This window comes from Sorangium sp. So ce385 (assembly GCF_051474135.1).
GTDB classification, from domain to species: Bacteria; Myxococcota_A; Polyangia; order Polyangiales; family Polyangiaceae; genus Sorangium; species Sorangium cellulosum_D.
This window is the reverse complement of sequence record NZ_CP150337.1, coordinates 11,179,363-11,200,665: the sequence shown is the minus strand read 5'-3', so window position 1 is coordinate 11,200,665 and position 21,303 is coordinate 11,179,363. Positions and strand designations below refer to the sequence as shown.

13 protein-coding genes are annotated in these 21,303 nt (G+C 72.5%); 6 read left to right on the top strand and 7 right to left on the bottom strand.

Features of this window, described 5'->3' with window-relative positions:
• Positions 1 to 13 precede the first annotated feature (13 nt).
• Positions 14 to 1,618 carry a hypothetical protein gene (locus WME83_RS40945; protein ID WP_437315138.1) on the top strand — a complete coding sequence of 535 codons (1,605 nt, stop codon included), beginning with the start codon at positions 14 to 16 and terminating at the stop codon, positions 1,616 to 1,618.
• A 123-nt stretch (positions 1,619 to 1,741) separates the two neighbouring features.
• Here WME83_RS40945 and WME83_RS40940 read toward each other — a convergent pair whose 3' ends face one another.
• A complete protein-coding gene (locus WME83_RS40940; protein ID WP_437315137.1) occupies positions 1,742 to 2,482 on the bottom strand; it encodes a hypothetical protein in 741 nt (246 codons plus the stop codon).
• 735 nt (positions 2,483 to 3,217) lie between these two features.
• Between WME83_RS40940 and WME83_RS40935 the strand changes: the two genes are divergently transcribed.
• Positions 3,218 to 6,157 carry an nSTAND1 domain-containing NTPase gene (locus tag WME83_RS40935; protein WP_437322102.1) on the top strand — a complete coding sequence of 980 codons (2,940 nt, stop codon included), beginning with the start codon at positions 3,218 to 3,220 and terminating at the stop codon, positions 6,155 to 6,157.
• A gap of 45 nt (positions 6,158 to 6,202) precedes the next feature.
• On the opposite strand, the gene WME83_RS40930 is transcribed toward WME83_RS40935, so the two are convergent.
• Positions 6,203 to 7,366, bottom strand: coding sequence for an SUMF1/EgtB/PvdO family nonheme iron enzyme (locus tag WME83_RS40930; RefSeq protein WP_437315136.1), 1,164 nt, complete (start codon positions 7,364 to 7,366; stop codon positions 6,203 to 6,205).
• 392 nt (positions 7,367 to 7,758) lie between these two features.
• On the opposite strand from WME83_RS40930, the gene WME83_RS40925 reads away from it, so the two are divergent.
• A complete protein-coding gene (locus WME83_RS40925; RefSeq protein WP_437315135.1) occupies positions 7,759 to 9,399 on the top strand; it encodes a leucine-rich repeat domain-containing protein in 1,641 nt (546 codons plus the stop codon).
• A gap of 59 nt (positions 9,400 to 9,458) precedes the next feature.
• Here the strand turns inward: WME83_RS40925 and WME83_RS40920 are convergent, their stop codons facing one another.
• From WME83_RS40920 to WME83_RS40905, 4 genes are all read right to left on the bottom strand, one after another.
• Positions 9,459 to 10,100, bottom strand: a complete 642-nt coding sequence (locus tag WME83_RS40920; RefSeq protein WP_437315134.1) for a LolA family protein — start codon at positions 10,098 to 10,100, stop codon at positions 9,459 to 9,461.
• 34 nt (positions 10,101 to 10,134) lie between these two features.
• Complete coding sequence (locus tag WME83_RS40915) at positions 10,135 to 12,696, bottom strand: cytochrome c peroxidase (protein WP_437315133.1); 2,562 nt, start codon at positions 12,694 to 12,696, stop codon at positions 10,135 to 10,137.
• Between the two features lie 462 nt (positions 12,697 to 13,158).
• Entirely contained in the window at positions 13,159 to 14,733 is a 1,575-nt protein-coding gene (locus tag WME83_RS40910) for a C45 family autoproteolytic acyltransferase/hydolase (protein ID WP_437315132.1), read from the bottom strand.
• A gap of 24 nt (positions 14,734 to 14,757) precedes the next feature.
• Positions 14,758 to 15,582 carry a glycosyltransferase family 2 protein gene (locus tag WME83_RS40905; protein WP_437315131.1) on the bottom strand — a complete coding sequence of 275 codons (825 nt, stop codon included), beginning with the start codon at positions 15,580 to 15,582 and terminating at the stop codon, positions 14,758 to 14,760.
• Positions 15,583 to 15,594: 12 nt separating this feature from the next.
• Here WME83_RS40905 and WME83_RS40900 point away from each other — a divergent pair, with 12 nt between their 5' ends.
• The 3 genes from WME83_RS40900 to WME83_RS40890 all read left to right on the top strand — a co-directional run bounded on the left by WME83_RS40900 (position 15,595) and on the right by WME83_RS40890 (position 19,568).
• Entirely contained in the window at positions 15,595 to 16,941 is a 1,347-nt protein-coding gene (locus tag WME83_RS40900) for an MFS transporter (protein ID WP_437315130.1), read from the top strand.
• Between the two features lie 12 nt (positions 16,942 to 16,953).
• Positions 16,954 to 17,949 (top strand): phosphotransferase enzyme family protein, encoded by a 996-nt coding sequence (locus WME83_RS40895; RefSeq protein WP_437322101.1) that lies wholly within the window; start codon positions 16,954 to 16,956, stop codon positions 17,947 to 17,949.
• A gap of 239 nt (positions 17,950 to 18,188) precedes the next feature.
• On the top strand, positions 18,189 to 19,568 hold the full coding sequence (locus WME83_RS40890; protein ID WP_437315129.1) for a glycoside hydrolase family 16 protein: 1,380 nt from the start codon (positions 18,189 to 18,191) through the stop codon (positions 19,566 to 19,568).
• Between the two features lie 16 nt (positions 19,569 to 19,584).
• On the opposite strand, the gene WME83_RS40885 is transcribed toward WME83_RS40890, so the two are convergent.
• Positions 19,585 to 21,291 (bottom strand): adenylate/guanylate cyclase domain-containing protein, encoded by a 1,707-nt coding sequence (locus WME83_RS40885; protein ID WP_437315128.1) that lies wholly within the window; start codon positions 21,289 to 21,291, stop codon positions 19,585 to 19,587.
• Between the last annotated feature and the right edge of the window lie 12 nt (positions 21,292 to 21,303).

Here is a 21,303-nt window from a genome sequence, read left to right as displayed (position 1 = left end):
GGAAGGAGGAGCGATGAGCGGGCGAAGGGCGTGGTGGGGGCTGGGCGGGCTCGTGATGGCGATGGCAGGGTGCGGGCCGGCGCCGCGGGCGGCGGACAGGCCGCGCGCGGAGGCCGCAGCGCCGGGGCCGGGCGCGCCGGGTAGGGCAGGCGCGGCAGGCGGATCGAGCGTCGCGGGCGCGTCGGGCGCGGTGAAGGCGGAGGAGGCGGCGACGCCGGCGCCGCCGCCGAAGTCGGCGTTCGCGCCGGTGGCGCAGGTCCCGGCGGAGATCGATGTGCGGCTGCACCCGGTCGAGGGGGCGCTGCTCGTGTCGACCACCGACCTGATGACGCTCGAGGGGGAGCAGATGGGCTCCGCCGTCGGCGTGCTGAAGGATGGCAAGATCGAGTTCCCGAAGCGGCTGCACGTGCCGGGGTGGGGAGTGGCCGTGGTCGGCGTCTACGGGCGCTATCCCGACCAGCTCGACCTGATCGCGACGGGCACCACGGGCCGCACCGGCGTCGCCGATCACTACGTGCTGGGGGCGCAGGGCTGGGTGCAGCGGGCGAGCGAACTGGGGCTGTCGTTCACCGGGGTGGCGAGGATGGGCAGCTCGCTCGTGGGGCTGATGGGGCCGACGATGCTCGGCGTCCCGAGGTTCATCGCGCTGCGCGGGCCCAGGGTGGGGCTGACGATCACGCAGGCGCCCAGGAAGGAGCCGTGCCGCGGGTGGGAAGCGCCGCTGCCTTACCCGCAAGCCGAGATCCTCTCGCAGGCGTTCGGGGCGACGCGCGATGGGACCGCGCTGAGCTACGGGATCGACTGCGACGGGGCGAGCGCCCTGGAGGTGTGGAAGCCGGGCGACAAGGGCGCGACCATCCTGCCCGTCCCGGCGCTGTCCGAGGGGCAGATCCCCGACGATGCGCGCACGCTGATCCTGCCAGGCCCCGGCGAGGGCGAGGCGTGGATCGTGGACGGGGGCGTGCTCCGCTACCAGGGCGGGGAGTCGAAGGAGATCGACCCGCCGGCGAAGGGCGCGCGCGTGCTCACGGCGTCGGCGGCGCCGGACGGGACGCTGTGGGCGATCGCGGACGGGGCGCTCTTCGCGCGCAAGGGCGAGGCCTGGGAGCAGGCGCCGCTGCCCGACGGGGTGAAGGCCCAGGACGTGGCCGTGGGGAGCGACGGGGCGGTGTGGGTGGCGGCCGGCGGGGCGGTCCTGAAGCACGGCGGCGAGAGCGAGGCCGCGGGCGCGGCGCCGGGGACCATCCCGCTCCAGAAGGGGCCGCCGCCAAAGCCCAAGCCGAACCGGCCCTTCCCCGAGCCCGGCGGGCCGAAGTGCCCGCAGAACCTCGTGGTGCTCTATACGTTCAGCAAGACGGCGCCTGACGACTACGACTTCCCGCTGACGCGAAAGGCGCTCAAAGGACGCACGGAGTTCTCTCCGGCGCGCTTCGTCGTGACGCGCGACATGGGGCAGCGCTTCTTCGCCGCGTTCGTGCCGAGCTGGGATCTCGCGAAGAAGCTAGAGGAGCGGATCAAGGCCGATGTGAAGGGCTCGACGCCGCAGATCGTGTGCGCCGAGCCGGAGGTGGTGCGGGAGCTGAAGCTGGATCTGAAGACGGGCGAGGTCGCGAGGTGAACGCGGGTGGCGGTGGCCGCGACGGTCCACCGCCTCGGCGCGGCGCCGATCGACGTCGAGCGAGCGAGACATCGAACTCCAAGGCGCCAAGATATCGTCCTCTTCTTGCCGTCCTTGGCCGGGTCAGAACACGAGCCGGGCCGACAGCCCCGCAGGGCCGAGCGACGCGATGGGCCGCAGCTCGATCTGCACGTCGCCTCGATCGTGGACGCGGTAGACCTGTGGCCTGTTCATGAGGAGCAGGACCGTCCCCGTGATCATCGTCGCTCCGCCGGCGACGAAGGCGCCGATCGCCAGGTCGCCGCTGGCCTGGTTGCCCTTGTGTGCCGCGTCGCTCCACATCAGCCCGCCACCCGCGACGCCCAGGGCTGCGCCTGCCCCGAGCATGGTCCAGGGGACCCACGCGGGCCACCGCGGCTGGCCGATGACGGTTTCGACGCGCCGCGCGAGCTGGCCGGAAGCCTCTTTGCCGGCGATAACGAGGATGGGCTTGACGACCGTGGAGTAGCCGTCCCTCCTCACCATGACGACGTGCTCTCCGGGCGTGACCATCCGGCGCTCGGCGCCGGGGCCGACGAACCAGGGCTTGTCGTCGAGCAGCACGGCAGCGCCCGGCTCATCGCAGCGGATCTCGATGGCGGCGAGCTCGTGCTCCATGAGCGCGCGCATCGCCGCGCGCGCCTCCTGCTCCGTCTCGGGCGCGAGCGTGCCGGGCCCCCATCGCAGGGCGAGCCGCAGGTTCTCATAGGCCAGGAGCGGCAGCCCGAGGCTCTTCAACACCCGCGCGAGGTAAAGCCGGAGATCGGGATGCTCCCAGGCGGCCAGCGCCTCTTCGTATTTGACCCGCGCCTCGGCGAACATCATGCGCCGGTGCAGCGCCCGCGCCTCCGTGAATAGCTCGTGCGCCCGCTGCTTTCGATCGTCGGAGATGCCCTGGTGCCATGGCCGCGGCGGCCGCGACGCACGGGGCGAAGACGTCTCCACCGCCGCCGGCGGCGGCAGCGGCGGCGACGGGGGATGCGGCGAGAGAGAAGGCGGATGCGGCGACAGCGACCCTGGCGGCGGGCCCGCCGACCCTGGGCCCGTCCCTGAGCCCGTCCCTGAGCCCGTCCCTGAGCTCGTCGTCCCTTGGGCCCGCGCAGGCGCGGCGCAGAAGGAGCACAAGGCCACGAGAGCGATCGATGATGAGAGCTTCGCTGCTGGGAGGGGGACGTGCATGGGTCGCGTGTGGGTCGTTTTGCTTCGCGGGTCGCCCGGGGTGATCCATCGAGCCTTCACCCCGGCTCACCGGGCCGGCGAGCATGCCGCGCTCCCGAGGGTACGCCCTCGCATGTCCTCCTGTGAAGCGAGGTCGTATCAGATTTGAGAATGCACGCATGCATTGAGCGCCTATGCTATCGTGACCGCGCTCGCAGCTCTCGCCGTGGTAACCGCCGTTTCAGTGACGGCGTTGTTTTATGCGCAGGGGGGAAGATGTCCACCGAGCTGATCATCCTGGGGCCGAAGGGCGCTCGATCGTCCGGCGCGGGCGAGCACCATCCTGCGGGGAGCTTTCCGCTGCGCACCGGAGGGCTCGAGGACGCAGGCTACACAAGCACGATGTTCGTCGGCGCGGCGCCCGCTGCGCCCGCGCGGGCCGGCTTCGCGGCGGAGGCGGCCGTCGTGCCGGCGGGCGCTCGCGCGGTGAAGGCCGGCGGGACGGCGAGCGCGGGCGCTCCGCCGTCCTCGTCACCTCGGCAACTCAACCCGTTGCTCTCGGCCGGCGCCCGCATCGGGCATTACGAGATCTTGCGCGAGCTCGGCCGGGGCGGCATGGGCGTGGTCTTCCTCGCGCGAGACATAAGGCTCGCGCGCCTCGTCGCGATCAAGCTCCTCACGAAGCTGAACAGCAACGGCGTGTTGCGCTTTTTGAACGAAGCGCAGGCGACCGCGCGCTGCAAGCACGAGCATATCGTGACGATCCACGAGGTGAACGAGCACGACGGATACCCGTACATGGTGCTCGAGTACATCGACGGGCAGAGCCTCGGCGCCTGGATGAGGCAGCGCAGGCCCGCGGACGCCGGGGAGGAGACGTCGACGGCGCCGGTGCCGCCCAGCCTCGCCGTGGAGCTGATGGTCCCGGTCGTGAGCGCGCTCTCGCGCGCGCACGCGTCCGGCATCGTCCATCGCGATCTCAAGCCCGAGAACATCATGCTCGAGGCGTCGGGGGCGATCAAGGTGGTCGATTTCGGGATCGCCAAGCTGCGCGAGGACGAGACGAGCCTCGCGGTCGCGGTCGAGCGCTCTGTTACCAGCGCCGTCGCCCGCGATGCGCGCCTGACGGGCGAAGGAGCGGTCATCGGCACGCTGCCTTATATGTCTCCCGAGCAGTGGCGAGGAATGGATATCGACCAGTCCAGCGATATCTGGGCGGTGGGCATCATGCTCCACGAGCTCGTGCTCGGCGCGCACCCGCTCGCGCCGGTCAGCATGGCGAGCCTCCTCAGGGTCGCGAGCGCCGACGATCCGATGCCCGAGGTCAGCGCGCGCCACCCGGAGCTCGGCCGGCTCGCCGCGATCATCGATCGCTGCCTGCGCAAGCGAAAGGCCGAGCGGTTCGCCTCCGCCGAGGAGCTCCTGGCCGAGCTCTTGCCCCTCCTGCCCGGGCGCCGGGAGATCCACCTCCCCGCGGACGAGAGCCCGTTCGCGGGCCTGTCGGCGTTCCAGGAGGCCGACGCGGACCGCTTCTTCGGCCGCGCGCAGGTGCTCGCCGCCGTGGTCGCGCGCCTCCGGAGCCAGCCGCTGCTCGCGCTCGCGGGGGCGTCCGGCGTGGGGAAATCGTCGCTCGTGAGGGCGGGGGTGATCCCGGCGCTCAAGCGCTCCGGGGAGGGCTGGGAGGCGCTCGTCCTGCGGCCCGGGCGCGAGCCCATGGCCGCGCTGGCGCACCTCTTCAGCCACCCCGCGGTGACGCTGAGCGCGGCCTCGCGCGCGCTCGCCGCGCAGGGCGGCGCGGCGACGGGCGCGGGCTTTTGCGAGCGGCTGCGCGCCGAGCCTGGCCTCCTCGGCGCCGCGCTGCGCGCGTGGTCGGCCAGCACGCAGCGACGCCTGCTCCTGTTCATCGATCAGTTCGAGGAGCTCTTCACGCTCGGCGCCCCGGCCGGCGAGCGCGAGTCGTTCCTCGCGTGCCTCGAGGGGGTCGCCGACGACGCCTCCTCGCCGCTCCGGGTCGTCCTGTCGGTGCGATCGGACTTCCTCGAGCGGATGGCCGAGCACGAGCATTTCATGACGGCGATGATCCGCGGCCTCGTGTTCCTCCGGCCGATGGGCCGCGAGGGGCTGCGTGAAGCCCTGATGAAGCCGGTGGAGGCGGCGCGGCACGAGATCGAGGATCCGGCGATGGTCGAGGGCCTCCTCGACGCGCTGGAGAGCACGCGCGGCGCGCTGCCGCTCCTCCAGTTCACGGCGGCGAGGCTGTGGGAGATGCGCGATCGGGGGCGCCGGCTGCTCACGCGCGCCAGCTACGAGGCGCTCGGCGGCGTGGCGGGCGCGCTGGCGAGCCACGCCGACACGGTGCTGGCCGCGATGAGCGAGCGCCGGGCGAAGCTCGCGCGGGCGGTCCTGGAGCGCCTGGTGACGCCGGAGCGGACGCGGGCCGTCGCCAGCCTGGGGGAGCTGTGCGAGCTGCCGGGGGATCGAGGCGAGATCGAGCAGGTGGTGGGGCTGCTCGCGGACGCGCGGCTCCTGGCGCTCGAGACGGCGAGCGACCGCGCGGGCACCACGGTGGAGCTCGTGCACGAGTCGCTCATCGAGCGGTGGCCGACGCTCAAGCGCTGGCTCGATGAGAACCAGGAAGACGCGGTGTTCCTCGACCGCCTGCGCGCGGCGGCGAGGCTCTGGGAGTCGAGCGATCGCGCCGCGGACACGCTCTGGCGTGGCAAGGTCGCCGACGACGCGCGCCAGTTTCATAAGCGCTACCGGGGGGAGCTGCCCGAGCGGGAGCGGCTCTATCTGGAGGAGGTGCTCCGGTTCGCCGATCAGCAGCAACGCGGGAGGCGCCGCCTCGTGTCCGGGATCATGGCGGCGCTGTCGCTGCTGATCGTCGCGGCGGGGGCCGGGATCGTGACGGTGACCCGTCAGAACCGGGTCATCACGTCGCAGTTCCACGCGATCCAGAGCACCGAGCACACGCTGAAGGGCGCGCTCGCGAGCGCGGAGGCCGCCCGGAGCGCGGCGGAGAGGGCGCGGCAGGAGAGCGAGGCCGCGCGGCAGGAGAGCGACGCGCAGCGGAGGCGGGCCGAGCGGCTGCAGCAGGACGCCGAGGCGGCCCGGGACCGCGCGGAGGCCGAGGCCGAGCGGGCCCGCGTGGCGGCCGGCCAGGCGCAGGCCGCGCGGGACGAGGCGCGGAGGTCCGAGGTGGAGGCGCGACAGGCCGAGCTCAAGGCCACCCGGGAGGAACAGAAGGCCAGGGCGGCGTCCGAGGAGGTGCTGCGGAGCCAGCGCGAGCAGGAGCAGCTCATCGAGCGCAGCGTGGGGAAGATCGGGGAGAGTTTGGACTAGGTCCGTGCCTCGAAGAGCCCGCCGAGGATGGCTCGGCGGCGCCCTTTACCGCTTCTCGCCGCCCGCCGCCGCCGGCGCGCCGCCGCCCGGCGTCGCGTCCACCGCATTGGGCCCGAGCAGCGTCCCGCACATCGTCTTGCACAGGATATCCGTCGGCTTGCACTCGCACTTGCCCTGCTGCTTGAGCTCGAGCTTGCCGCGCATCTGCTCGACCGTGAACTGCGCGAGCCGCTCGACCCGGTCCATGTTCCACCCCTCCTGGATCTGGCGAGGCGTCCGCGGGTCGGTGGTCTTGCCGTCGGGCTCGGCGCAGCAGCGGAAGCTCAGGAAGTAATAATAGAACCCCTCGTCGTGCGTGTAGATCTTCGGCCGGCACTGGTTGCGCACGCCCTTGTACCAGGGGCCGCCGGTGTGGACGCTGTCGAACTTGCCGCGCCAGCCGCCGGTCGTCTCGCTCGCCACGACCTCATCGGTGTTCGCGGGCAGATCGGCGACGCCATAATCGCTGATGCACTGCGCCTGCGACCCGCTCCGCACCCCTTTCCACAGGCGCGCCAGCTCGCCCGGGTCGCGCTTCGCCACCTTCTTCATGTCGGGGTCGTCCCAGAGGTGGTCGCCGTTGCACTTGGTCGCGTCGCGCGAGTACCCGTAAGGAAACGGCTTCATCTCCGGTCCCTCGCAGGCGAGCGTCCACTCTGACTCGGTGCAGAGGCGCTTGCCGACCGCGGCGCACTTGACCTGCGCCTGGTGGAACCGGTTCATCACCTCGGGCCGCTCCCCCTTCTTGTTCGGCCATTCGTACGTGTCGATGCAATAGCGCTTCTTCGTCTTGTCGCCGATGCAGCGGCCGGGGGTGGGCGCGAACTCCTCGCAGATCGTCTTCTTGTTCGACTTGTCGTACCAGCTGCGGAGGCAGCTGTGCTCGACCTCGGAGCAATACTCGCCCTCGACGAGCTTCATGTCGGCCGGGCACGCCTGCTCCTCCGCGGCGGCGGTCTCCCCGCCGGCCGTCCCGGCCTCGGTAGGAGGCGCGCCGGGCTCGGAGGCCGGCGGCGTCGCGGCCGCGGGCCCGGCCGGGGCCGGAGCGGCCGCGGGCGGGCGATCGTCGTGCGCGCGCGGGGCGGCGGGCGTCTGGGCGGGCTCAGGGGGAGCGCCGGAGCAGGCGGCGGCGAGCGTCAGGGCGGGGAGGGAGAGCAGGAGGCGTCGCATGGCCGGTGTCATAGTCGAGATCGCGGCCAGGGGAACAGCCGTCGCGCTCAGGGGGCGACGCCGCGCGCGCCTCGGCCGCCTCGGGGGCGGTGGGGTGTCCCATTGACGCGGAATCGGAGCGAGCCCAGCCTCGCCGCATGCGGAGTCCGTGGTGGATCGGCGTGCTTGCCTCGGTCGCGCTCGCGCCGGCTTGTGGGGCCCGGAGTGAGGTTTTCTTCGACCTGCCGGCGGGCGCAGGTGAGATCGGATCGACCACCGCAGGAGCCGGCGGCGGTGCCAGCCCTGCTTCGAGCTCGGTCGGGGTCGGCGGCGGCGGCCTCGGCGGCAGCTCCGTCGGTGGCGCTGGCGGCACGTCGGGCGCCGGGGGCTCAGGCGGCCAAGGCTCGGGCGGTATGGCGGGCGCGGGGGGCGCCGAGCAGGAGTGCGATCCGAGCCACGTGCACACCGGCTTCTGGGGCTCCACGCGCCAGGAGGCTCTCGAGGAGCTGCGCGGCGTCGCCGTGGTCGACGGCATGCTCGCCCTCGGCGGCGACATCTCCGACCTGTCCCCGCTAGCGTGCCTGACGACCGTCACGGGCGAGCTCCTGATCAACGACACCACGCGCTTGACCAACCTGGACGGCCTCGGCTCCCTCTCCTCCATCGGGTCGACGCTGACGGTGGTCTATAACGCTTCGCTGCGCAGCCTCAGCGGGCTTCGGAGCCTGGAGAAGGTCGGGGGAGCCATCGAGATCCGGGAAAATCCGCTCCTCGAGAGCGTCGCCGGCGTCGGGGTGGACGCGTTCCAGTGGCGGGTGCTCGACAACGATTCGCTCGAGTCCTTGTCGGGTTTCGAGGGCATCGAGGAGGGGGAGCTCTGGATCACGGGCAACGACCGGCTCGCGACGCTGGACGGTCTGCGCAACCTGCGCCGGGGGTCGCTCATCCTGGCGGACAACGACGCGCTGGCCAGCCTCGATGGCCTCGGCGCCGTCGAGGCCCTCGTGGATCTCCACATCTCCGAGAACGACGGGCTCGTCAATTTGCGAGGCCTCGAGCAGCTCACGACCGTGGATAACCTCGCGCTGGCGGACAACCGGCAGCTGAGATCGCTGGACGGCCTCGAGAGCCTCGTCTTGGCGGGCCAGATCTCCATCTCGTCGAACGAGCGGCTCGTGGACCTGACCGGGCTCGCAGCGCTCGAAACCGCCCGCGACCTCTACGTCAGCCAAAATCCATCGATGGTGAGCCTGGACGGCCTGCGCTCGCTGCGCCGCGTCTCGCAGGTCGTCGCCGTATCGAATCCCAAGCTGGTGCGCGCCAGCGCCTTCGCCCACGTCCGCCCGAGCCCGGACGTCGCGCCGTCGCTCTACCTCCACGACAACCCGAAGCTCACCCGCATCGACCTCGGCGAGGTGACGAGCCTGGGGGAGCTGTCCGTCGAGGGGTGTGGCTCCCTGAAGGACCTGTCCGGGTTCGCCAGCATCACCGGGATGACGGCCCTCACCGTGCGCCAGAACTCCGGGCTCGCGAGCCTCGCTGGGCTCGAGCGGATCTCGGAGCTCCATCATCTGGAGATCATCGGCAATCCTGGGCTCACGAGCCTACAGCCCCTGAGCGGCCTCCGCGACATACGAGGCGCGATCTACATCGCCCATAACCCCGCGCTCACAAGCCTCGACGGGCTCGGCTCCTTCCGCGCGGGCGACGGCTCGACCGACACGGTATTGCTCGCAGGCAACCAGGCGCTCGTCGACATCGACGCTCTGCGCGGCCTGGTCCGCGTGGGCTATTTCAGCATCGAAGACAACGACGCTTTGCCAGGGCTGACCGGGCTCGAGGATGCGGCGGAGATCGACAGCCTCAGGATCGAGGGGAACGCGTCGCTCGCGACGCTCCGCGGCCTGGGAGCTCGGACGATCACCTCGTTGCTGGACGTCAAGTACAACCCGAGCTTGCCGAGCTGCGAGGTCGAGGCGCTCGTGAAGCGCCTCGACGGGCCGCCTCCCGCCGTGATCGAGGACAACAACGGCACCGGCGCCTGCCCACCCTGAGCCCGAGGCGCCGCGGCAGCCCCGGGTCGGCGCGTCCACCACCCGGGCCGCGCGCCCGCTCAGCCCTGCTTCGGCGCCCTCATCCGGGCCGGGTCGACGACCGCGTCCCGCGCCACCTTGCCGAACGTGATCACGCTCCGGTCGCCGTTCTTCTCCTCGATGACCACCCGCCGCACCGACCACAGCTCCGGCCCCGACGTCATCTCGAGGCTGCGCACGTGCTTCGCGACCTCCTCGGCCCGCGGCCGCGCCGCCAGCGTGATCCCGTCCGCGCGGCTCGGGATCGACAGGTCGTAGCGCGCCCGGAGCTTCGCGAGGTCGCCGCCGAGGAGCACCAGGAGGTCCGAGAGCACCGCGCCGAAGCGCCCGGCCGCCCCCCGCCCCGCGCCCGCCGCGCCCTTCGGGGTCGCGAAGCCGAACCCCTCGGGCGTGATCCAGTAGGTGATCGCGTCCGGCGGCTTGAGCTCCCAGCGGAGCCGGTCCGGCAGGACCAGCGTCATCTCCCCGTCGCTCTTCACCGCCGTCGCGAGCAGCCCGATGCTCCGCTCCTGCGTGAACGGCGCGACCAGCGTCTTCACCGACGCGCGCGCCCTCGTGATCTCGGCGAGCGCGTCGCCCACCTCGTCCGCCCGCGCGCGGCCGGCGAGCGAGAGCGCGCCGCCGCACGCCGCGAGGCCCATCAGGAAAGATCGTCGCTGCATCCTCGTCCTCTTCCTTCAGACGGGCGCGCGGCGCTCAGTCTGCAACCGGCTTCGGCGTGTTGGGCCCGCTCTCCGGCAGCGCCGGCTTCGTGATGTACTCCTTCGGGAGCTCGCCCGTCAGCGACTTCAGCCAGACCACGATCTGATGGACCTGGGGCTCCACCAGATCCTTGCCGAGCTGGTGCTTCGCCATGAGCCGCACCGCCTCCTCCAGCGACGAGATGGACCCGTCGTGGAAGTACGGCGCCGTCGCGGCCACGTTGCGCAAGGTCGGCACCCGGAAGACCATGAAATCCGCCTGCTTCTTCGTGATCTCGAAGACGCCGCGGTCCATCGTGTCGGGCCACGACCGCACCAGGCCGAGCTTCTGGAACATCGTCGCCCCGACGTGCGGGCCGAAGTGGCACGTCACGCACCCGACCTCGACGAAGGTGTTGAACCCCTCCTTCTCGGCGTTGGTCAGCGCGTCGCGCTCCCCCTCCAGGAACTGGTCCCACCGCCCGCGCGTGAACAGCTTGCGCTCGAACGCGCCGATCGCCTTCGCCGTGTTGCCGACGGTCACGGGCCACGGGTCGTTCGGGAACGCCCTGCCGAACGCCTTCACGTAGTCGGGGATCGAGCGCAGCGTCGCCTCGAGCCGCACCGGCGTCATCGCCATCTCGCTCGGGTTCATCATCGGCCCGTTGGCCTGATCCTCGACGCTGTCGAAGCGCCCGTCCCACATGAGCGAGAAGAACCCCGCCGAGTTGTAGACGCTCGGCGTGTTGCGGCGGCCGCTCTGGTGGGCGTGCCCGATCGAGACCTTCGTGCCGTCGGCGCCGTAGCGGTCGAGCGGGTGGCACGAGTTGCACGAGAGGTCGTGGTTCTTCGAGAGCCGCGCGTCGTAGAAGAGCATCCGGCCGAGGTGGATCTTCTCGTCCGTGAGCGGGTTGCTCGAGGACGTGACGACCGCCGGCAGCGGGTTGAAGCTCGCGAGCCGCTCCGGATCGATCTGCACGGCCGGCTCGGCCGGGGCCGCGGCGGTCGCCCCCGGCGCGGCCGCGGTCCCGGCCGGGGCCATGGGCGCGGCCGGCGCGGCGCCGGTCGCCGTGGAGGGCGCGGCCGCCGTCGTCTTCTGCACGAGCCAGGCGCCGACGCCGGCGCCCGTCGCCGCGACCAGCGCCGCCGCCGCCACGAGCGGGGCCGCCTTGCTGCGGGGGCGCACGGCGGCGGGCGGCGGCTCGCCCGCCACGATGATCGTCTTCTGGAACGGCACGGAGGTGCCCGCGACCGTCCTCGACGAGGGCGGCCCGTCCGGCAGCCCGCGGATGATGGGGCTGCTGTGGCTCGGGTGCTGGCCGCTCTGGCCGAGGTGCTGGCCGCTCTGGCTCAGGTGGTGGCCGCTCTGGCTCAGGTGGCCCTGGCCGCTCTGCGAGAACGCCGTGACGTGCTCGGGCCAGCTGCGCGGCGTGCCCACGGGGGTCGGCGGGCGGCGGGTCGCGTGATCGCCGTGGTCCTGCCAGCTGCGGGGCGTGGCCACGGGGGTCGGCGGGCGCCGCGTCGGGTGATCGCCGTTGTCCGGCCAGCCGCGGGACGTGCCCCCGGGCGTGGGCGTGCGGGAGGTGTGGACGGGCGTCGGCGGGCGCCGCGTCGGCGCCTCGGGGTTCGCGCGCGAGGGCGGCGGCATGTCGGCCTGCACCGAGTCGGGCAGCGGCTGCAGCATGTCCTCGCGGATCGAGAAGCCGTGCGGCAGGAGGATCCGGCACTCCTCGAGCATCTCCTCCGCGCTCTGGAAGCGCAGGTTCCTGTCGATCTGGAGCGCGCGGTGGACGATCTCGCCGACCTCGTAGGGGACCCAGGGCGCGAGGCTCTGGATGGGCGGCGCGGGCGTGGAACAGATCGCGACGATGAGCTCGCCGAGCCCCCGCGAGTTCCGGTAGGGGGTGCGGCCGGCGAGCATCTTGAAGAGGACGATGCCGAGCGACCAGAGGTCGGTCCGGCCGTCGACGTCCTTCATGTTGCGCGCCTGCTCGGGCGACATGTAGATGGGCGAGCCGATCAGGTTGCTCGTGGCCGTGAGCTCCTGGTGGGACTCGAAGCTGTCGTCGGCCTGGATCTTGGCGACGCCGAAGTCGAGGAGCTTGACCGCGTACTCCCCCCGGTCGCGCCGGGCCAGGAACAGGTTGGCGGGCTTGATGTCGCGGTGGAGGACGCGCGCGTCGTGCGCCTTGATGAGGCCCATGCACGCCTGGGCCACGATGCAGAGCGCGAGCTCGGGCGGCAGGGGGCCGAGCCGCCGGAGCATCTGGTCGACGTCCTCCCCGGAGAGGAGCTCCATCACGAGGAAGGGCAGGCCGGTGGCCCGGTCCCTCCCGCTATCGAGCACGCTCGCGATGTGCTCGCTCTCGATCGCGCCGGCGGCCCTGGCCTCGCGCTCGAAGCGGGCCATCACCGCGTCGTCCTGCGCGAGCTTGCTGGTGATCACCTTGACGGCGACGCGGCGGCCGGTGCCGAGGTGCCGTGCCTCGTAGACTGCCCCCATCCCGCCTTCCCCGAGCAGCCCGAGGATGAGGTACCGTTGATCGAGGGTGGTGTTGATCAGGTTGATGTCCGTCATGGTCCGGTCGACCCGGTCGCCGCTCCGCTGCCGCGACCTTGCGCCCCGCATCGCATTGTCGGACGGAAGCTCCCGCTAGGCAATCTCGCGGTACGGGAGCGCCGGACGAGAGGTGTCCTAGCCCCGGTGTACGGGCGTGGGAGAGGGGCCCTGCGAAACGGCGGCGAAACAGTTGCGCTCCGGGCTCGGCCGTGTCTCCGGCGCGCCGCGGAGCGGCCGGAAGCGGCGCGGCGCCGGCGATCGCCGCAGGACGGCGCGCCCCGGACGCAGCGCTGTCCAGCTCGCCATGGGATGGACACGACCAGGACGCAGCGCTGTTGCGCGGGCGCCGGGGACGGCCCGGGGCTGTCGCGATCGGGCAAGAGAGATTGCTTCGTTAAGTTGGTTATTTTTGGGTTAAGATCGTTGGTTATTTAAGGAGCGTCGCGTCCGTCGCGCCCGAGGAGCGACGCGGTCGTGCTTTCAGGGATCGCCCGGGCCGCGCTTGAGGTCCGCGGCGGAGGGGCCGGGGGCGTCGCTGCCGAGCTCGCCGCCCGCGTGGGGCGAGCCGGCGCGCTCCCAGGCGGCGTAGTCGCCGCTCGTGAGCAGCGGATCCTCGGGCAGGGCGTCCGGCTCGGCGGTGTCCAGGGCGGGGTCGAACGCCGGGTCGAGCAGCCGCGCCAGGTCGAAGCGCAGGAAGCGGCCGGCGAGGTGGGGGCCCTCGCTGACCCAGAGGACGCGCGCCGTCGCGTCCATGACGACCGCGTGCGTCGCGATGAGCGCGTCGATCGCGCGCCGGTCGCCGAGCGGCAGCGGCGCGCCGCCGGGGCCGCGCCGGTCGCGCAGGACATCGACGGCGGCCTCGACGGACGCGCCCTCGGGCAGCGCCGCGAGCCGCTCGTCGAGGCGGCGGCGGCGCGCGTGGGTCGAGGTCTCGGCCTCGACGCGGCGGTTGCGCGGGTCGCCGGCGAGCGGCCCCTCGAAGTGGTTGGTGAGCGCGACCTTGCCGCGGCCGCGGCGCGCGTGGAGCTTCGCGCCGGGCGCCCGCTCGGCGATCGCCACCTCGCCGGCCGCGTCGACGAGCATCACGAGGTGGGAGACCATGGGGGGGCGCGCCTCGAGGAGCGCGAGCGCCTCGTCGACGCCGCGGGCGCGGCCGAGCACCTCGCGCATCGTGTGCACGACCGGCTCGCCGGCCGCGCGCGGCTCGCCGGCCCGCCCGCCGTGGACGACGAGCGCGAGGCCGGCGGCGTTCATCCCGGTCACCGCGCCGACGAGGCCGGGCCAGGCCACCGAGGCGTACGGGATCTTGCCCTGCTCGTGGACGAGGAACACCGCCTTGCCCAGGTCGAAGACGGGCCCGGCCTCGAAGTCGAAGTTGCGGGCGAGCACCGCGTGCCCGCCCGCCGACGCGGCCCCGGTGAGGGCGAAGCTGGTGCAGCCGATGAGCGGGGAGTGCTCGAACGAGAGCGCGATGTCGTAGAGCGACTGGAGGAAGACGAAGCGGTGGTACGTGGGGAGGACGCCGTCGAACGGGTCGGGCGAGAAGGCGCGGGCCTGGGCGGCGATCTCGCGCCGCGCGCCGTCGCTCATGCCCTCGTCGACGCCGCGGAACTCGAGGCGCGACAGGTCCATGATGAGCCACCGGAGCGGGGCGACGGGCACGTAGCGGCGGAACTGCTCGTAGAGGGTGCCCTCGTTCTGGACCATCTCCGGGTAGAAGAGCCGGCCGTGCTGGTGGCCGATCTCCTCGGGCGTCCCGGCGAGGCGCGCCTCGAGGATGCGGCCGCGGCGGCGCGCGTAGGCGGGGCCGAGCACGCGCAGGCCCGCGGGACCTGCGGCGGGCTCGCCGGAGGCGGCGCGGATCGGCGGCGGCTCGATGCGGGTCGCGGCGGCGATGCCGAGGTGGGCGAGGACCGGCGCGGCGAGGAGCGCGGCGGCGGCGAGGAGCTTGCGGCGGTGGCGGGCGAGGCGCGAGGGCGGGCGGAGCGCGCCCGCGGGGGCGCCGGGGGCTGCGCTGGCGGCGGGGGCCGCGGTGGATCCGGCTGGGTCCGTCACGCGTTCCAGAGCGCTGGCCCCGGGTCAGGGGGGCGCGGCCGTCGGCTGCGACGGGTGGGGGTCGATCTCGGCGGCGAGGGCGCTCGCCACGGCGGAGCGGCGCGCGGCCGGGGACGGCGTCGGCGCGGCGGGCACGTGGCGGAGGCCGCGCGTGAGCGCGAGCGTCGCCACCACGCGGCCGACGATCCGCGCCGGATCGCGCACGCTGTCGAAGTGGGTGAGCCGCTCGTCCTCGGGCGGGTAGATGACCCGGATCGGCACCTCGACGATGCGGACGCCGGCGGCGACGGCGCGCAGGAGGATCTCCGCCTCGAAGGCGTAGCCGTCGTCGCGCGCGCCGAGCGACAGCGTCGTCCGGAGCGGGTAGCGGCGCAGGCCGCACTGCGTGTCGGCGAAGGGGCGGCCGGCGAAGAGCGAGAGGAAGAAGTTCGAGATGCGGTTCGAGATCTGGTTGGCGCGCGGCGCGCCGGCCGACGCGAGATCCCGGATGCCGAGGACCAGCGCCTCGGGATCGGCGTCGGCCTCGACGAGGCGCCGCGCCTCCTCGGGCGGGTGCTGGCCGTCGGCGTCGATCGTGATCGCCACGTCGAAGCCGGCGGCGAGGGCGAACTCCATCCCGGTGCGCAGGGCGGCGCCCTTGCCGTGGTTCTCGGGGTGGATGAGCACGGTGGCGCCGGCCGCGCGCGCGCGCTCGGCCGTGCGGTCGCTCGATCCGTCGTCCACGACGAAGACCGCGCCGTCCAGGCCGTTGACCCGGAGCGCCTCCCGTGTGACGTCCCCCACGTTGCGCTCGGCCTGGTAGGCGGGAATGATGGCGCAGATCCGCATGCAGCAGAGCGCGATTACCACGGTGTGCCCTGGATGAACAGCGGCAGGCACGATCCGTCCGCCGCGTCCGCGTCGCCCCGTCCGAGCCTGCTCCGCCGCCGGCCCCAGTTCCGTCGCGTCTGGCTGAGCGAGATCGTCTCGCTCCTGGGCGACTGGATGAGCTTCGTCGCCGTGAGCCTGCTCGCGCTGGGCGGCGAGGGGGGTGGGGTCGTGGCGCTCGCGCTGGTGATGGTCGGGCATCACCTCCCGAACGCGCTGTTCGCGCCGGTGGCGGGCGTGCTCGCGGACCGGCTCGATCGGCGGTGGCTGCTCGTCGCGACGAGCGTGGCGCAGGGCGCGCTCACGGTCGCGATGCTCGGCGCCGCGGTGCTGGGCCGCGTGGCGGCGGTGCAGGTGCTCGTCTTCGTCCGCGCGTCGGTGGGGGCGCTGCGCCTGCCGGCGCATAGCGCGGTCTTGCGCCACGTGGTCGCGGAGGACGAGCTCCTCGAGGCGAACGCGATCGCGTCGGCGACGTGGAGCGTGATGTTCGCGGTCGGGATGGCGGCCGGCGGCCTCATCGCGTCGCTCGGCCCCGCGGCGGCGCTCGCCCTCGACGCGGCGTCGTTCGGCCTGTCGGCGCTGTTCCTCTGGGGCCTGCCGTCGATGGTGGCCGAGGGGCGGCCGGCGGAGGGCGGCGTGCTCTCGGCGCTCGCGTCGGTGCGCCGGGACATCGCGCTCGCGTGGAAGCACGCGTGGGATCGGCCGCCGCTGCTCGACGCGGTGCTCGCGAAGACGCCGGTCCACCTGGCGAACGGCGGCGCGCTGCTCTTGCTGAACCTCGTCGCGGCGGAGCGCGCGTTCGCGGGCACGGCCGCGCTCACGCTGGGGGTGCTCCAGTGCGTGCGCGGCGCGGGGACGGGGGTCGGCCCGCTGGTCGGCGTCGCGCTGGTCCGCCGCGGGCTGCGGGGCGAGCTCGCGGCGACCGGGGCCGCCTGGATGACGTTCGCGGCGATCGCGGCGTTCTCGGTGACGGGACACGTGGCGGCGCTGATCGCGGTGGCGCTCGTGTGGGGGCTCGGCAGCGGCGCGAACTGGGTGCTGTCGAGCGCGGAGATCCAGCGGCTGTCGCCGGACCGGTTCGTCGGGCGGCTGTCGGCGATCGACAACCTGGTGCTCACGGTCGGCCTGTGCGCGACGTCGCTCGGCGGGGCGGTGCTCGTCGAGCGGGTCGGGGTGCCCGGGGTGGCGGCGTGGCTGGGGCTCGGGGCGGGCGTGGTCGCGTGGATCGGGTCGCAGTGGATGCTGCGCCGGCGGGCCGCGGCGGTGCGCGCGCGGGGCGCGGCGGAGGTCGCGGCGGAGCCGGAGGCGGTTTCCTTGCGGCGCGGGACGGAGCGCAGGTAGCTTGCCGTGTCGATGATCCCGGACGTGTGGGCGCCGCTGCGCGGTCTCTCGGTGGGCCGTTGCGACGATGAGGGTCTCATCAACGGAACGTGGTTGGCCGGCCTGGCCGGCGGCGGGCCGCCGCGGTTCGTGGTGCAGCGGGTGAGCCCGATCTTCGCCCCGGAGGTCCACGACGACATCGAGGCGGTGACGGCCCACCTGGCGCGCCGGGGCCTCGCGACGCCGCGGCTGCTGCGCGCGGAGGACGGCGCCCTCTGGGCGCGGGACGGCGCGGGCGCGGTGTGGCGGGTGATGGACTTCGTCCCCGGCCGCACGCACCACCGGGTCGGCTCGCCCGCGCTCGCGCGCGCGGCGGGGGCGCTGGTGGCGCGGTTCCACCGGGCGGTGGACGATCTCGAGCACGCGTACCGCCACGTGCGCGCCGGCGCGCACGACACGGCGCTGCACATGGAGCGGCTGGACGGCGCGGCGACCGGGGGGGAGGGGAGGCGGCTGGCCGACGCGATCCTCGACGCGTGGCGCACGTGGCAGGGGCGGCTGGACCTGCCGCTGCGGCACTGCCATGGCGACCTCAAGATCTCGAACCTGCGCTTCTCCGAGGCGGGGGAGGGGATCTGCCTGCTCGATCTAGACACGCTGGCGCTGCAGCCGATCGACGTGGAGCTCGGCGACGCGTGGCGGTCGTGGTGCAACCCGGTCGGGGAGGACGCGCCCGACGCGCGGTTCGATCTGGAGGTGTTCGCCGCCGCGGCGGCGGGCTACCGCGAGGCGCGGCCGTTCGGCGCGGAGGAGCGGGAGGCGCTCGCGGACGCGGTGGAGCGGATCGCGCTGGAGCTCGCGGCGCGGTTCTGCCGGGACGCGTTCGAGGATCGGTACTTCGGCTGGGACCCGGCGCGGTTCCCGACGCGGGTCGCGCACAACCTGCAGCGGGCGGCGGGGCAGCTCGCGCTGGCGCGCTCGGCGCGGCGGCAGCGGGGGGAGATCGCGCGGCTGCTCGCGGGCGGGTGACACGGGTCCGTGGCCGTCGGCCCGGACCTCGACCGCGCCCCTCGGTGATCTCCCAGATCACCCGGGGGGTGATCTCCCGGATCACCCGAGCGCGCGCGCGGGGCCTCGTTCACGCCCCGAGCCGACCTCGGTTCTGATCGCGATTGAATTTCTTGATCCTCACGGACGGGCACGGACGCTGCAAGTTGCGGCGATACGAGCGGACCACGCAGGTCGCCGTCGAAACCAGAGGAGGACGCATGGATCGGAGAGACGGTTGCGCAGCGCTGCTGACCTGGGCTTGCCTCGGCGCTCTCGGCGGGTGCATCACGGCGGCCGACGAGCCCGCGGGCGCGGAGGACACGACGAGCCAGGAGCTCGCCGAGGTGTCCTACAGCCCCGGCGCGGGGTGGAACCTCGTGTGGTCGGACGAGTTCGACGGCTCGAGCCTGAACACGGCGAACTGGAACGTGCTCACGAGCAACTACGATCCGGTCACCAACAACTGCAACTTTGGCACCGGAGAGCTCGAGTACCCGCGCGCCGCGAACGTCGCCGTCCGCGATGGCAAGCTGATCCTCTCCGCGCAGCGCACGAGCGACAACCCGGCCGCGCCCCAGTGTACCGGGTACGGCGGGCGCTCCTTCTATTCCGGTCGCATCCACACGAAGGGCAAGGTCGAGCGGCGGTACGGCAAGATCTCCGCGAGCATCAAGGTGCCCTCCGGCTACGGGATGTGGCCGGCGTTCTGGACGCTGGGGGCCAACATCGACTCTGGCGCCAACGCGTGGCCTCGCTCGGGCGAGATCGACATCCTCGAATGGAGGTCCACCGAGCCTAGCTGGATGCAGTCCGCGGTCCACTGGTGGAACAATGGACAGGCGGACTGGGGGACCGGGGCGAACCGCGGCGCGAGCCTCGCCGACTCCTTCCACGTCTACGAGGTCGAGTGGTCGTCGAGCAGCATGATCTTCCGGCTCGACGGCAGCATCGTGGCCAACAACACGTACTACCACAACGAGACGGAGCTCCAGCAGAACCACTACATCCTCTTGAACCTCGCCATCGGGGGCAACTGGTACGGCAACCCGAGCCCCGCGAGCATCGATCTGCCGTCGGGCACCTCGAAGACCATGGAGGTCGAGTGGGTGCGCTGGTACCAGCAGGGCGGCGGCTCGACGGGAGGCTCGAGCGGCATCTCGCTCACCAACCCGAGCTTCGAGTCCGGGATGACCGGCTGGACCAACTGGAGCCCGAACGGCACCGGGGCAGCGGGCTTCAGCGAGACGTACAACGGCGCGCAAACCGGCTCTTACCACCTCACCCACTGGACCAACGGCTCTCCGTTCGAGGTGTGGACGTACCAGACGCGCTCGGGGCTCGCGGCGGGCGACTACAAGGTCCGGGCCTGGGTGAAGAAGGGCGGCAGCTACGATTTCAGCCGGCTCCAGGCCAAGACGTGCGGCTCGTGCTCGCCCACCTACACGACGATCGGGACTTATGGGGCCTGGACGCAGATCGAGACGCCGGTCATCCATGTCACCGGCGGTTACCTGGAGTTCGGCTTCCACACGAAGGCCACCTCCGGCAACCCGGCCAACTTCATCCATATGGATAGCGTCGAGCTGATCCGCCTCTGACGCCCCAGCGCTGCCGTCAAAGATCCGTCACGGCGTAGGTCATCACCGGCTGCACGCGGCCTTTGACCGTGATCTCGCTGACGGGGCGTGTGTTGAAGCGATCGCTCACGAGGCGGTGCGTGTCCTCGCTGAGGAGCACGCTCACGCCGAGCTCCTTGGTCGCGCTCTCCAGGCGCGAGGCGAGGTTCACGGCGTCGCCGATGACGGTGTACTCCATCCGCGCTTCGCTGCCGATGTTGCCCGCGACGACCTCGCCGGTGTGGATCCCGACGCCGGTCTTCAGCGCCGGGATGCCCCGTTCGGCGAGGCGCTCGTTGAAGCGCACGAGCGCGGCGCGCATGCGGATGGCTGCGCGCACGGCGCGCACGGCGTCGTCCGGCCTGGGGACGGGCGCGCCGAACACCGCCATGATCGCGTCGCCGATGTACTTGTCGACGACCCCGCCCTCGTCGAGGATGATGGCCACCATCTCGGTGAAATACTCGTTCAGGAGCCCCACGAGCTCATGGGCGTTCATCCGCTCGCTGATGGTCGTGAAGCTCCGGATATCGGAGAAGAGGATCGAGACGGTGAGCGTCTCGCCGCCGAGCTGCACCTTGCCGGCGAGCAGGTGCTCGAGCACGGACTCGGTCATGTACTTGCCGAAGGTGCTGCGGAGCTTGTCGCGCTCCTTGAGGCCGTCGACCATCGAGTTGAAGCCGGCCGCGAGGTCCTCCAGCTCGTCGCCGGTCTTCACCCCCTCCACGTGGACGTACTGCTGTTGTTCGAGCTGCTTGAGGGCGACGTTCACGCGGGAGAGCGCGCGCGACATCGTGGTCGCGAGGCGCGCGCCGAGGATCAGCGAGACGAGCGCCGCGAGGGTGAGCACGCCGGCCGCGAGCAGCAGGTTCTGGCGCACGATCTTCCGGACGTCGCTCACGTCGAGCGCCATGACGATCGAGAAATCGCCGGCTTTGCCCCGCAAGGAGCGGGGCGCGAAGCGGGAGAGGGCCCAGAGCGAGCTCGCGTCGTCGACGATCGTGGGGTGGGTCTCGTCGCCGATGGAGGCGCCGTGGAGCAGCTCGGTCGGGAAGCGCGCCGTGCCCGTGATCCGCTTGCCCGACGGATCGACGAGCGCGATCTCCACGCCGAGCCTCGTCGCCGCTTCGTCGAAGTAGGTGTGGTCGATGGGGATGCAGACGAGCAGCGATCCGGCGTCGCCCCTCGCGCGCTGGGCGACCATGTACGCGGGCGGCGAGCCTTGCTGTCCGTCGCACCCGTGGACGAGCACGTCCCGGAGGTCCTCCATCTCGTCGAGGTTCGAGAGGCCCTCGGCGAGCCCGGGGACCTCGTCCGTGCTCGGCGGCGGCGCGTCGAGCCCTCTCGATGCGACGAGGTCGCCGAGCTCGTCGAAGGCGGCGATGGCGACGTTGGGGTGAGCGGCGATGACGGTCTCGAGCGCCGTATCGACGGCCGCCTCGTTCCGCAGCCGGAGCCCGTCGACCAGCTCGCGCGTACGAGAGGCCTGGCGCGCGGTCGTCGAGATGGAGCGCTGCTGCTGCCGGAGCTCCAGGCGGAAGTTGCGGATTGCCTGCGGGACGCGCTCGCTGATCTGCGCGAGGAGCTGCCGGTGCATCACCCAGGACAGCACGGGGAGGGCCGCGAGGGTCGCGAGCGAAGAGAGCGCGACGAGGACGGTGAGCTTGGCGCGGACGGTGCCGAGGCGGAACATGAAGGGCTTCATCAAAGCAAAGTT

Bases quoted from the DNA above. Each gene is read 5' to 3' on its own strand.
- WME83_RS40895 (WP_437322101.1), top strand. From the start codon at position 16,954: ATGATCCCGGACGTGTGGGCGCCGCTGCGCGGTCTCTCGGTGGGCCGT.
- WME83_RS40885 (WP_437315128.1), bottom strand. From the start codon at position 21,291: ATGAAGCCCTTCATGTTCCGCCTCGGCACCGTCCGCGCCAAGCTCACC.
- WME83_RS40890 (WP_437315129.1), top strand. From the start codon at position 18,189: ATGGATCGGAGAGACGGTTGCGCAGCGCTGCTGACCTGGGCTTGCCTC.
- WME83_RS40915 (WP_437315133.1), bottom strand. From the start codon at position 12,696: ATGACGGACATCAACCTGATCAACACCACCCTCGATCAACGGTACCTC.
- WME83_RS40920 (WP_437315134.1), bottom strand. From the start codon at position 10,100: ATGCAGCGACGATCTTTCCTGATGGGCCTCGCGGCGTGCGGCGGCGCG.
- WME83_RS40925 (WP_437315135.1), top strand. From the start codon at position 7,759: ATGGCGGGCGCGGGGGGCGCCGAGCAGGAGTGCGATCCGAGCCACGTG.
- WME83_RS40935 (WP_437322102.1), top strand. From the start codon at position 3,218: ATGTTCGTCGGCGCGGCGCCCGCTGCGCCCGCGCGGGCCGGCTTCGCG.
- WME83_RS40945 (WP_437315138.1), top strand. From the start codon at position 14: ATGAGCGGGCGAAGGGCGTGGTGGGGGCTGGGCGGGCTCGTGATGGCG.
- WME83_RS40930 (WP_437315136.1), bottom strand. From the start codon at position 7,366: ATGCGACGCCTCCTGCTCTCCCTCCCCGCCCTGACGCTCGCCGCCGCC.
- WME83_RS40900 (WP_437315130.1), top strand. From the start codon at position 15,595: ATGAACAGCGGCAGGCACGATCCGTCCGCCGCGTCCGCGTCGCCCCGT.
- WME83_RS40940 (WP_437315137.1), bottom strand. From the start codon at position 2,482: ATGATGTTCGCCGAGGCGCGGGTCAAATACGAAGAGGCGCTGGCCGCC.